The 12,388-nt window shown below is 35.9% G+C and carries 11 protein-coding genes; 8 read left to right on the plus strand and 3 right to left on the minus strand.

Features of this window, described 5'->3' with window-relative positions:
* The first annotated feature begins 14 nt into the window (after nucleotides 1-14).
* Nucleotides 15-1,343 (plus strand): gliding motility-associated protein GldE, encoded by a 1,329-nt coding sequence (locus AACP56_RS05480; RefSeq protein ID WP_339336634.1) that lies wholly within the window; start codon nucleotides 15-17, stop codon nucleotides 1,341-1,343.
* A complete protein-coding gene (gldD, locus tag AACP56_RS05485; RefSeq protein WP_339336636.1) occupies nucleotides 1,333-1,887 on the plus strand; it encodes a gliding motility lipoprotein GldD in 555 nt (184 codons plus the stop codon). Before AACP56_RS05480 ends, gldD begins: the two co-directional genes overlap by 11 nt.
* 1 nt (nucleotide 1,888) lies before the next feature.
* Here the strand turns inward: gldD and AACP56_RS05490 are convergent, their stop codons facing one another.
* The gene (locus tag AACP56_RS05490; RefSeq protein ID WP_339336638.1) at nucleotides 1,889-2,305 is read right to left on the minus strand and encodes a hypothetical protein; all 417 of its coding nucleotides are present in this window, start codon (nucleotides 2,303-2,305) and stop codon (nucleotides 1,889-1,891) included.
* A 79-nt stretch (nucleotides 2,306-2,384) separates the two neighbouring features.
* Here AACP56_RS05490 and AACP56_RS05495 point away from each other — a divergent pair, with 79 nt between their 5' ends.
* Complete coding sequence (locus AACP56_RS05495; RefSeq protein ID WP_339336640.1) at nucleotides 2,385-3,290, plus strand: DMT family transporter; 906 nt, start codon at nucleotides 2,385-2,387, stop codon at nucleotides 3,288-3,290.
* 10 nt (nucleotides 3,291-3,300) lie between these two features.
* Here AACP56_RS05495 and AACP56_RS05500 read toward each other — a convergent pair whose 3' ends face one another.
* Together AACP56_RS05500 and AACP56_RS05505 are read right to left on the minus strand one after the other, a co-directional pair.
* Nucleotides 3,301-5,379 (minus strand): M16 family metallopeptidase, encoded by a 2,079-nt coding sequence (locus AACP56_RS05500; protein ID WP_339336642.1) that lies wholly within the window; start codon nucleotides 5,377-5,379, stop codon nucleotides 3,301-3,303.
* 1 nt (nucleotide 5,380) lies between these two features.
* Nucleotides 5,381-6,703 carry a M16 family metallopeptidase gene (locus AACP56_RS05505; RefSeq protein WP_339336644.1) on the minus strand — a complete coding sequence of 441 codons (1,323 nt, stop codon included), beginning with the start codon at nucleotides 6,701-6,703 and terminating at the stop codon, nucleotides 5,381-5,383.
* Between the two features lie 162 nt (nucleotides 6,704-6,865).
* Here AACP56_RS05505 and AACP56_RS05510 point away from each other — a divergent pair, with 162 nt between their 5' ends.
* The 5 genes from AACP56_RS05510 (at nucleotide 6,866) to AACP56_RS05530 (ending at nucleotide 12,388) form a co-directional block, all read left to right on the plus strand.
* A complete protein-coding gene (locus AACP56_RS05510) occupies nucleotides 6,866-7,312 on the plus strand; it encodes a DUF4199 domain-containing protein (RefSeq protein WP_339336646.1) in 447 nt (148 codons plus the stop codon).
* Nucleotides 7,313-7,416: 104 nt separating this feature from the next.
* Nucleotides 7,417-7,971: a 50S ribosomal protein L21 gene (gene rplU / locus AACP56_RS05515; RefSeq protein ID WP_339336648.1), complete on the plus strand. Its 555-nt coding sequence runs from the start codon at nucleotides 7,417-7,419 to the stop codon at nucleotides 7,969-7,971.
* A gap of 24 nt (nucleotides 7,972-7,995) precedes the next feature.
* A complete protein-coding gene (rpmA, locus tag AACP56_RS05520; RefSeq protein ID WP_339336650.1) occupies nucleotides 7,996-8,256 on the plus strand; it encodes a 50S ribosomal protein L27 in 261 nt (86 codons plus the stop codon).
* 190 nt (nucleotides 8,257-8,446) lie between these two features.
* Nucleotides 8,447-11,302 carry a TonB-dependent receptor gene (locus tag AACP56_RS05525; protein WP_339336652.1) on the plus strand — a complete coding sequence of 952 codons (2,856 nt, stop codon included), beginning with the start codon at nucleotides 8,447-8,449 and terminating at the stop codon, nucleotides 11,300-11,302.
* Nucleotides 11,303-11,371: 69 nt separating this feature from the next.
* A complete protein-coding gene (locus AACP56_RS05530) occupies nucleotides 11,372-12,388 on the plus strand; it encodes a phytase (protein WP_339336654.1) in 1,017 nt (338 codons plus the stop codon).

Genomic DNA, 12,388 nt, shown 5'->3' on the forward strand with positions numbered 1-12,388 from the left:
TAAATTGTAATCATTTGGACCCAGACTCCCATTGTTTACTAGTATTATTTCTTTCTTTTAATGGAGTATTTACGGCAAAAGTAGTCGTGCTTGTTTTGCTTTTAATCTGCTCTGCACTTATTTCTGGGGCAGAGGTTGCATTATTTGGACTTTCCCAAACAGATTTAAAAGCCATTGATGAAGAGAGTACTTCAAAAGGAAAATTGATTATTCAGCTTTTAGAAAGACCTAAAAAATTATTGGCAACAATTTTGATTGCCAATAACGCCATAAATATTGGTATAGTTCTTTTATTTAGCGCTATTGGGAATACTATTTTTTCAGGAATTGATCAATCATTACTTGGGGTGATTTCTGTTCGTTTTATTCTTGAGGTGGTATTGGCCACCTTTTTAATTTTAATGTTTGGAGAAATTCTTCCTAAAATCTATGCCAATAGAAATAGGATACAATTTTCAAGCTTTATGGCACTACCTCTTAAAGTTTTTGATTTTTTCTTTACGCCATTAAGCATGCCAATGCGCTCTGCCACACTATTTCTACAGGAAAAATTGGGAAAAGAAAAATCCAATCTTAGTGTAGACCATCTTTCCCAAGCTTTGGAGCTTACTTCAGAAGGTGATACTACCAAGGAAGAGCAAAAAATATTAGAGGGCATTGTTTCATTCGGGAATACGGATACCAAACAAGTAATGCGGCCACGTATTGACATTTTTGCGCTAAACGAAGAAATGAAATTCCCTGAAGTGTTGGAGGAAATTAAAAAGAATGGATATTCCAGAATTCCGGTTTTTTCTGAGAATATGGACAATGTACTGGGGGTACTTTATGTTAAGGATTTGCTTCCTTATATAGACAGAAAAACGTTTAATTGGATGTCTTTGATTAGGGAGCCCTACTTTGTCCCAGAAAATAAAAAACTGGATGATCTTTTACTAGAGTTTCAAGAACAGAAAAAACATTTGGCGGTTGTGGTCGATGAATATGGAGGAACCTCAGGTATTGTTACTCTAGAAGATATTATTGAAGAAATTGTAGGTGATATTAGTGATGAGTTTGATGATGAAGATCTGATATTTTCAAAATTAGATGACTATACTTATGTATTTGAAGGAAAAACCACTTTGAAAGATTTTTATCGCGTAGTAAAAATTGATGATGAAGAGGAGTTCGAATTAAAAAAGGGAGAATCGGAAACCATTGCGGGTTTTGTTTTGGAAATTTCAGGAAGTTTCCCAAAAAGGGGGGAGAAAGTGGTATTTAACGACTATCAATTTATTGTTGAAAGTATGGATAAGAAGAGGTTAAAGCAAATTAAAGTAACATTACCGCATGAGTCATAGAATCTTAATAGTATTGATTGCTTTTATAGTATTGGCAGGGTGCAAAGAAGAAGTGTTTCCAAAACCAAAGGCGATGTTGCGATTGGATTTTCCCAAAACAGAATACGGAAAGTTGGATACAAAGAACTATGTTTTCGAGATGAATAAGATTGCCAAAGTCAAAATTCAGAACGAAAATGCAATGACGATTGATTACCCAACTATTAAAGGGTCCATTTATATCACTTACAAAAAGGTTGGGGAAGATTTGAACACGCTTCTAAGGGATAGTCAAAAACTATCCTACGAACATGCCGCTAAGGCCGATAACATTATAGAACAACCTTTTGTAAATCCTCCAAAAGAGGTTTATGGAATGTTTTATGAAGTCACTGGGAACGCTGCCTCACAGTCTCAGTTTTATGTAACAGATAGTATTAACCATTTTGTTACTGGCTCACTATACTTTTATGCGAAACCTAATTATGACTCCATTTACCCAGCGACAAATTATTTACAAAAAGATATTCGTAGGATTATGGAAAGTATGGAATGGAAAGATTAGCCTAATCTTTATCAAGTAAAGCTTCTGCTCTTTCAATACTAGAGTTTATTTTTTCTTTAAGTGCTTTCACTTTTTCTTCTTCCTCATCCAACCAATCTTGTTTCTCAGGAGAAAGTTCTTTACCCTCCAATATTTCATCAGAATCAAAACGGTCCCCAAATCCCATCATCCAATCCATCATGGATTTATTGGCATCTTGCAAGTCTTTCATTGCAGTTTCATATTGTTTTCCAGTGGCCGTGGTATCAACCTTGGTTTTTAGCTCGGCAACAAGTTTGGAAAGTGTACCCATTTTTGGCATGACTTCGTCATGGATTGCCATAACCTCTTCCATTTGTGTAGGTCCTTCTTCTACTTTCTTTTCTTGTTTGCACGAGATGCCAATCATCAACAGCAAAATAAAAACAAGTGTCCTCATGGTAATATTTTAAGTCTTGTAAAATTAGTTAAGAAATCCGAATTAAATACCTCATTTTTGTAGCTTAATCCTGGATACTTTGAAGCTGCAACAAAATAAGTGGTTTTACCTTATTGTTTTATCTTTTATTTGGGGGACATCTTACATACTTATTAAAAAAGGATTAGAGGGTTTTACACCAATTCAATTGGGTTCTGTTAGAGTTGTAATTGCTGGGTTTCTTCTTTTCATGATCGGGTTTAAATCTCTAAGAAGTATTTCTAAAAAAGAATGGAGATGGATAGCGCTTTCTGGCTTTATTGGAAGTTTTATTCCCATGTTTCTATTCGCTTTTGCCGAAAGTGAGATAGATAGTAGTATTGCCGCGATATTAAATTCCTTGGTTCCTTTATTTACACTATTTATTGGTTTGCTCGCTTTTGGAATTTCATTTACAAAAAATCAATTATTGGGAGTTTTAATTGGTCTTTTAGGGGCAGGATTTTTAATACTTTTTGGTGCTGCCGTAAACCCAGAACAGGACTATTGGTATGCAAGTTTTGTGATTACTGCTGCAATTTGTTATGCGGGTAACGTTAATATCATAAAAAGCAAGTTGCAAAACGTACCCCCTATGGCCATTGCTGTTGGTAACTTTGCGTGTATAATTTTGCCAGCTCTTATTGTGCTCCCACTATCTGGATTTTTTGGAGATCAGGTTAGCTCTGGAAAATATTTCTGGAGTTCTTTGGGATATGTAATAATTCTCTGTGTTATTAGCACTTGTATTGCTAAAGTGATGTTTAACAAATTGACACAGATTTCTTCGGCGGTATTTTCGGTCTCAGTAACGTATTTAATTCCCATTGTAGGGATTCTATGGGGAATATTGGACGGAGAAAAATTTAGTTTGAAACAATTTTTTGCTGCACTCTTAATCTTATTCGGGGTATATCTGGTCAATAAAAAAAGACGCCCCGAAAGGCGTCTTAAAAATTCACTATAAGTATTGAAAATTATTCAAAGTCAGCTTCAGAAACACCAGTATTGATTACTGCTTCTAGTAATTTAACTTCAACTTCTTGTGGCCCAAAACTTTGTGTTTTTATCGATGGAAATTTAATGCCATCAACTTCTTGATAATCTTTGAGCATGGAAGATTGGTTCTGCGTTTGCCCGTTCATTGTAATAACAGAAGTCTCTTTTATTTTGAGGCCAGTTTCAACATCATAAAAGAAAGAGGATTGCATCACTTTACCCGCAACATCTATTTTATAGGCATCTTTACCATCAACATTTTCGACGCCAGCTAATTTTGCTGCTCCGTTAGCTAAAAATGCCTGCTCGGGGAAAATACCCAAAACACTCATCATATCTTCTTTCATGTCTGCTGGTAAAGGCATTTTATTTGCACCTTGCTTCATGTAAAGTTCATCACCTTTAGCTACAACTCCCATCATGGCATTGTCGTTCATAAAGGTAGTTTGGGCAAATTTATCTGCTGTTCTTTTTTCCTCAATTTTTATTTTGCTTCCCATAGCTTCACCTTCATAAACCAATTTTAAAGAACTTATGGCATTTACCTTGGTAGCGCCCCCAATTGCTTCAATGTATTTCTCCAACACATTGTTCGCAGTAATTCCTTCTGGAAGTGCAGCATCGTAATCCGGCTTTTCAGCTTTATCAGCAGTTTTATCATAGTAAAGTACGGGAACAGCTTTACCATTAAGGCTTACCTTTTCCAAATTCTCCAAAACTTCACTTCCCTTTCCAGTAACAACTACTCTAGCGTTGCTTGAAGAAAAATACTTTTTAGCAGCGTTTTGGACATCATCTATACTTACGGCATTGATGCGCTCCAAATACGTTTTGTAGAAGTCTTTTGGAAGGCCTTCGGTCTCAATGTTCAACGCATAATTTGCTATGGTTTGTGGCCTTTCCAAAGCCATCACAAAATTTCCCACATACTTTGCCTTAGCATTTGCCAACTCTTCTTCTGTGACTGGTTCTGAACTAATCTTATCTATTTCTTTTAAAAGTTCGACCACAGAACTGTCAGTTACCATGTTACGAACACTAGCTGTTGCCCTAAAAGTAGATGGGCCATATTTGTTATTGCCGATTCCAGAATAGGAACCGTAGGTGTATCCTTTATCCTCTCTTAAATTAAGAAATAACCTTGCTTGTGCACCTCCACCTAAAATTCTGTTGGCAATCAGAGCGTCTAGATAATCTTCATCTTTCATTTTAAGGTCTACCAAATTCTGTACAGAAATTTCCGATTGAACGGCATTTGGCATGTCTACAAAATTAATCTGGGTATATTGTGCATCTTTTGGCTCGGAATAGCTTAATGATGGTGGAACAGCTTTGGTCCAAGGTGTAAAGTTTTTAGTTACCAATTCTTTTACTTGGTCAAACTCTATATCACCAATAACAACCAAATATGCATTAGCTGGCACAAAATAATCCCTGTAAAAATTCTCTACGTCTATAAGGTTTACATTGTTTACCGTTTCTTCAGTAGTAAACTCACCTCTTGGATGATTTTTGCCGTAAGCTAGAGCACTTTGTACTCTACTGGCAATTGCTGACACATCATTTTCCTGGGTTTTGAGCCCAGTAATGAGCTTTGCTTTTTCTTTTTCAAATTCTTCCTGAGTAAAATTTGGATTAAGGGCGGCATCTGCCATTAATTCCAAAATTCTAGGAAAATATTTGGATAAACTACTTGCAAAAGCACTCGTGGCACCAAAATTTAGTCTAGCTCCGAGAAAATCCACTTCCTCATTAAAATCATCTTTTGAAATTGATTTGGAACCATTCCCCATAAGGCTGCCTGTCAAACTCTGGACTCCAGCTTTTTCTCCTTCTAAAACGGGAGGATTGTCTATTTGCAGTTGGATTGAGACTCTAGGTAATTTATGGTTTTCAACAACCATAACTTTTAACCCATTCTTAAGCTCAAAAGTATTGGGCTCTTGTAAATTAATTTCTGGTGCTGGACCAGGTTCTGGCTGTTTAGTTCTATCAACTTGTGCGAAAGATGTTGCAAAAAACAGGGACAACATCGAAAATAATAATAACTTTTTCATCTTAGTTAGCTTCTTTTTGTTCTGGTAAATACTCTAACTCTACTCTATTGCTTGGAGTAAGATATTTATTGGCAACATCTTTAATATCCTCTCTTGTAATGGAACGATAAATATCAATTTCAGTATTTATCAAATCGGTATTGTCATAAAGCATGTAATACCTTGCCAAAGAGTTAGCAATACCTTGTATGCTACTGTTAGAGTTTACAAAATTGTTTTCGAACTTGTTCTGTAATTTTTGATAGTCTTTTTCCGAAATAAGCTCCGACTGAACTTTAACAATTTCTTCTTCAATCTCCTTTTTGATATCCTCCAAAGTATTTTCACCTACAGGAAGACCCCCAACAATGTAGGAGCCATAATCTTCTTGTGAGCCATTGAAGGCAAATACCTGCAAGGCCATTTTCTTTTCGTCTACAAGCTTTTTGTATAATTTAGAACTTTTCCCATCACTTAGATAAGTTGAAATCATATCAAGTACATAGGCATCTTTTTCAGTTTGCGCTGGAGTTCTGTAACCCATCATAAAAAGGGGAATCTGAATATTTGGGTCGTTATAACTAGCTTTTATGGGACCGTTTAGAGGGTCTTCCACAAAAGTGTTTCTTTTTATCTCTGCTCCTTTTGGGATAGGGCCAAAATAATCTTGAATCATTTTCTTGGTCTTTGGAATATCAATATCACCAGCAACTACAAGTACTGCATTGTTTGGCACATAGTAGATTTTATTGAATTTCTGGAAATCTTCTAAAGTGGCACTGGCCAAATGCTCCAAAGAACCAATTGTTTGCCATCGGTAAGGATGCTTTTTGAAAAGATTAATGAACATTTGTTCTCTCCACCTTCCATATGGGGAATTATCATAGCGTAATCTACGTTCTTCCTGTACTACTTCTTTCTGAGTATCCACACCAATTTGGTTGATTACAGGATGAAGTAGCCTTTCAGATTCCAACCATAATCCTAATTGTAGATTGTTAGAAGGAAATGTTTCGTAATAGAATGTTCTGTCCTGCGTAGTGTTGGCATTATTACTGCCTCCATTTGCAGAAACTATCTTGAACCATTCACCGCGTTCAATATTTTTAGTGCCTTCGAACAACAAGTGTTCAAAAAAGTGTGCAAATCCAGTTTTTTCTGGATCTTCATCTTTTGCACCTACATGGTACATTACTGATGTTGATACTACTGGAGCACCATTGTCTTGATGCAAGATGACATGCATACCATTGTCTAAATCATACTCTTCATAGGCTACCTCTTGAGCAGAAACTAAGCCCATGGAAAAAAGCATGACAAAGAATAAAAAGGAAAGTTTTTTCATTTCTGAGTGTTTAGAATTAATTATACTTCGAATTAGTCTTCAATAATTAATAAGTGTTACACGAATATATATTTTTTAGGATAGAGGATAGAAAAGGATTATTCTTTTTAACAGGATTTTTTATATTATTTTGTTACTTTGAGTATGACTTAAATCTAAAAGATGAAAAACTTTACATTACCTATTCGTTTTGGTATTGTCACAACAGCCAGTTTAATAGCATATTTTTTAATTCTATCCCTGTTGGGAAAACATACCAATGTGTTTTACAGCCTTTTTAATGGGGTAATAACTGGCTTTGCCATTTATGAGGTAATAAAATATACAAGAATACGTGAGGGTTCATCTTTTACCTACAGTAAAGGTTTTACCAACGGTATTATTACCGGTTTTTTGGCAACCTTACTTTTTACACTCTTTTTTGCTATTTACTCTACAGAATTGAACCCTGATTTTTTACTCGAGCTTTCAAAGAATTGGGCAAGTGATTACAATAATTTTAAAGGAATAGTATTTTTTACTGTTGCCATTATGGGTTTCGCAACATCTATTGTTTTAACACTTACGTTTATGCAACTTTTTAAGGCATCAAATAACCCAAAAAAATAAATGTTCAATTGCTTAAAAAATGCTTGTAGATTAAGGAATTAGCAGTATATTTGCACCCGCTATTTGTAAAAATAGCAGCTAAATATAATTTAATTAAACGCATTATGTACGCAATTGTAGAGATGGCAGGGCAGCAATTTAAAGTTGCAAAAGACCAGAAAGTGTACGTTCACCGATTACAGGCAGAAGAGGGAAAAAAAGTCACTTTTGACAAAGTTTTTCTTTTAGATGACAACGGTAACGTAACTATCGGCGCCCCAGTCATAGACGGTGCGGCTGTAGAGGCCAAAGTCGTAAAGCATCTTAGAGGTGACAAAGTAATCGTTTTTCATAAGAAAAGACGTAAAGGTTACAGAAAAAAGAATGGTCATAGACAATCTTTGACTGAAATTATTGTTGAAAGTATTGTAGCCAAGGGAGGTAAGAAAGCAGCTCCGTCAAAACCAAAAAAAGCAGCGGCTCCTAAAAAAGAGACTGCTAAAGCAGAAGCGCCTCAAAAGGCAGCAGCTCCAGCCAAAAAAGCACCTGCAAAAGCCAAAGCTACTGAAGATTTGAGTGGCAAAACCGTAGCAGAATTGAAAGAAATGGCTAAAGCTGCGGGAATTACAGGTATTTCTTCGATGAAGAAAGCAGAGCTTATAGAAGCATTAAAAAAGTAAAATAGGAACAAAAAACATTATATCATGGCACATAAAAAAGGTGTAGGTAGTTCTAAAAACGGTAGGGAATCAGAATCGAAACGATTAGGAGTTAAGATTTTTGGTGGTCAGGCTGCAGTTGCCGGCAATATTATTGTTAGACAGCGTGGAACAAAACACAATCCAGGTGAAAATGTTTATGCTGGCAAAGACCATACATTACATGCTAGAGTAGACGGTATTGTAAAGTTCGAAAAGAAAGTGGGAGGTAAATCTTATGTTTCCATTGAGCCTTTTGAGGCATAGAAAATATCTATTAAAATTATATAAAAACCTCGCTATTTAGCGGGGTTTTTTGTTTACAGGATTTAAATTTTACGTAAAATTGAGATTAAATGAACAAGATATTAAGTAAATAGTAAAGTATCCTTTAACTTTCTGAAACATGTTTTGTAAGCCTAAACAGTTCCTTTGTGGCAACTAATTAGACCAAATCATGAAAACTAAATTACTTTCTTTTATCACTATTTTAGGATATGTATTTGTTAGTGCCCAAACAGGTAATATTCAAGGAACAATTTCTGATGAAAATGGAATATACGTGCCTGGTGCAAATGTTTATATTTCATCGATTTCAAAAGGGGCTATTTCAGATTTTGACGGACGATTTACCCTTGTAGGAGTTCCAGAAGGAACTTATAGCCTTCAAATTTCTTACTTGGGTTACGCAAATGTTGAACAAGAAGTTACAGTTGCGGATGGTGAGACCGCTGTGGTATCTGTTACAATGAACTCACAAAATTTTGAACTTGAAGAAGTTCAAGTAAGTGCCTACGGAATAAGTGGGCAGGCAAAAGCATTAAATACTCAGAGGACCAATTTAAATATCACTAATGTGGTATCAACAGACCAGATTGGTAAATTTCCAGATGCTAATATTGGGGATGCTGTTAAACGGATTCCTGGTATAACCATGCAAGTAGATCAAGGGGAGGCACGTAATATTATTGTGCGCGGTCTATCACCACAACTAAATTCGGTTACTTTAAATGGCAGTAGAATTCCTTCTGCGGAAGGGGATAACAGAAATATTCAGATGGATTTAATTCCTTCTGATATGATTCAGACCATTGAGGTAAACAAAGCAGTAACCCCCGATATGGATGCTGACGCTCTTGGTGGTTCTGTAAACTTGGTTACTAGAACCGCTCCACAAGGTTTTAGACTTTCGGCCACAGCGGGCTCAGGAATTAATTTTATTACTGATAAAAGAATTTTAAATGGTTCCTTCTTAGTGGGTGACCGTACTAAAGATGGAAAGTTCGGATGGATGGTTTCCGCCTCTATCAATGACAATGACTTTGGTTCTGACAATGTAGAAGCGGAATGGACCGATGAATTTGAATTCAATACAGGAGTACAAGACGTTGATGGTGAAGACATAATTGATGAAGTTGATGTAGATCCTTACACTAACGTAACTGAACAACGCACCTATTTGGTACAGCGTATTCGTAGAAGTTTTGCCGCTAATTTTGATTATAATTTTAACGCGGATAACACTATTTATTTAAAAACCATGTACAATTGGCGAGATGATCGTGAAAACCGTTTTGTGCTGGCTCAAGAAATATTGGATGCTGAGGATATTGGTATAGATGATTTTACCATTACCAGCGGGGTGCCGACGCGTTTTCCAGCTGAAATTGCTCGCGAGACCAAGGGTGGGCTTGATAGCGACCGAATTCAAAATAGACGTTTGGAAGATCAACGTATGCAGAATTACACCCTTGGTGGAAATCACTTGTTTGGCAGTTTAAAAATGAATTGGATGGCTGCTTATGCCAAAGCCTCCGAAGAACGTTTAGATGAGCGTTATGCGCAATATGTAGCAGAGTATTCCGTATTGAATAACAACACTGACCCAGAATTTCCGATAATGACCGCAGAAAATGCCTCTGATGCTGATGATTTGGGCAGTTTTGAATTTGATGAAATCACCAATGAAACTCAGTATACTGAAGAAGAAGACATCAATTTTTTCTTGAATTTTGAGTTGCCAACGGACTTTTTTGGTAATGGTGATGGTATCGTTAAGTTTGGGGCAAGAGGTCGTTTTAAGAAGAAATTCAGGAACAACAACTTTTTTGAATTTGATTTGGAAGATCAATTTCCAACCTTGGCCGATGTACCTACTAAAAGTTATACTGACCCCGATTATTTAGCAGGTAGTCAATACGAAGCTGGTCTATACCCCGATGAAGTTTGGCTAGGGGGTCTTGATTTGAGTGACAATGCCGGTGAATCTGTTCCTGATGAATTTTTAAGGGATAATTTTAACGTAGAAGAAAATGTTTGGGCCGCTTATGCCATGACCAACCAAAAGCTTTCCGATAAACTGAGTCTTTTAGCCGGTCTTAGAATAGAAAACACAAACATTACTGCAACAGGTAATCAAATTGAAGATGAAGAGAATGTAGTAGGTGAAATCACAGAAGAGAGTTCTTATACTAATATACTTCCAGGGGTTCACTTTAAATATGACTTTTCAAGCAACACTATTTTACGTTTGGCATGGACCAATACTTTGGCACGGCCAAATTATGTGGATTTAACTCCATTTTTAGATGTGGTGAACGGTGATGATGAAATTTTTGTGGGGAATCCTGAACTAGACCCAACAACATCAATGAACTTTGATTTGATGGCAGAACATTATTTTAAAAGCGTTGGTATAATATCTGGAGGGTTGTTTTATAAAGACATAACTGATTTTGTATATACTTTTATTTCGGAAACCCCAGACAATTCTTTCGGTCCCGATACTGAAGGTTTTGATTTGTTTCAACCTTTGAATGGAGATTCGGCAACAATTTTCGGAGCAGAATTTGCTTTTCAAAGACAATTGGATTTTCTGCCAGGCTTTGCAAAAAACTTTAGCATTTACTTGAATTATACATATTTGACATCAAGTGCCAACGGCATACGTAACGAAGATGGAGATGAGCGAACCGACCTAGATTTGCCAAATACTGCCCCAAACATGTTCAATGGCTCTTTAGGATATGCAGACAAGAAATTTAGTGCAAGATTGTCTGCTAATTTCTCTGATTCTTATATTGATGAAATAGGGGGTAACGACTTTGAAGATAGATATTATGATACGCAGTTTTTCTTAGATTTTAATGCCAGCTATACCATAAATAGCAAACTAAGATTGTATGCAGATTTAAATAATATAACTAATCAGCCTTTGCGTTATTTTCAGGGTATTAGTGAAAGAACCCAACAAGTTGAATTTTACAGTTTACGGCTTACATTCGGTTTAAAATACGATTTGTTCAAAAAATAGTTTGAGTTAGTTTTGTCTTAAGGCCGTCCTTAAATATAGTAAGGGCGGTTTTGTTCTTATATAAACACAATGAAAAAAGTAACCTATATTTTAATTGGAGTTGTTACACTTGTAGCTTGCAAGAAAAGTAAGCTTGTACCAATTGAGCCAGATGTAATTACAGCTTTTACTTTAAACGATACGGACGATCCTGCTATATGGGTTAATTCAGATGATGCATCAAAAAGTATTGTTTTTGGAACTGATAAAGAAACCAATGGGGCTATCTATGCATTTGATTTAGATGGAAAAATAATTGAAGAAATGACCATTAGGGACATCGAAAGGCCCAATAACGTAGATGTGGAATATGGATTTCAATTAAACGATTCTACTCAAACAGATATTTTAGTATTTACCGAGCGTGAAAAGCATCAAATTAGAATATTTTCAGTGCCAGATATGAAACCACTGGATAATGGTGGTTTTTCAGTTTTTGTGGATGAAACAGGATTTGAACAGAATTTACCAATGGGAATTTCATTATATAAATCACCAAAAGACACTAAAATTTATGCCATTGTTGGTAGAAAAAAGGGACCTAAAAACAATTACCTGTATCAGTATGAGCTAAATACAGATAGCAAAGGGGTTAAAGCAAATTTGATTAGAAAGTTTGGAGAGTTTAGTGGTCAAAAAGAGATTGAAGCTATTGCTGTTGATGATGAAAAAGGATTTATTTATTATGCTGATGAGGGGGTCTGCATTCGAAAGTATTATGCTGAGCCAAGCATGGGGAATAAAGAAATTTCCTGTTTTGGAGGAGACAAATTTCTAGACGATATTGAAGGAATTGCTATTGCTACTTATCCAAATGGAGAAGGATGTTTAATCGTTTCCAACCAGCAACAGGGGGAGTTCAATATCTTTTCGCGAAAAGATAACTCATTTATCAAAGCAGTAAATCTGAACACGACAGAAACAGATGGTTGTGAAGTGGTAACGACCCCCCTAAATGATACTTTCCCCAATGGCCTTTTTGTAGCCATGAACGATGAGAAGAACTTTTATTTTTATGATTTAAATAGAATCTTGGACAATCAATAA

It is taken from the genome of Croceitalea sp. MTPC6 (assembly GCF_036985525.1).
Taxonomy (GTDB): domain Bacteria; phylum Bacteroidota; class Bacteroidia; order Flavobacteriales; family Flavobacteriaceae; genus Croceitalea.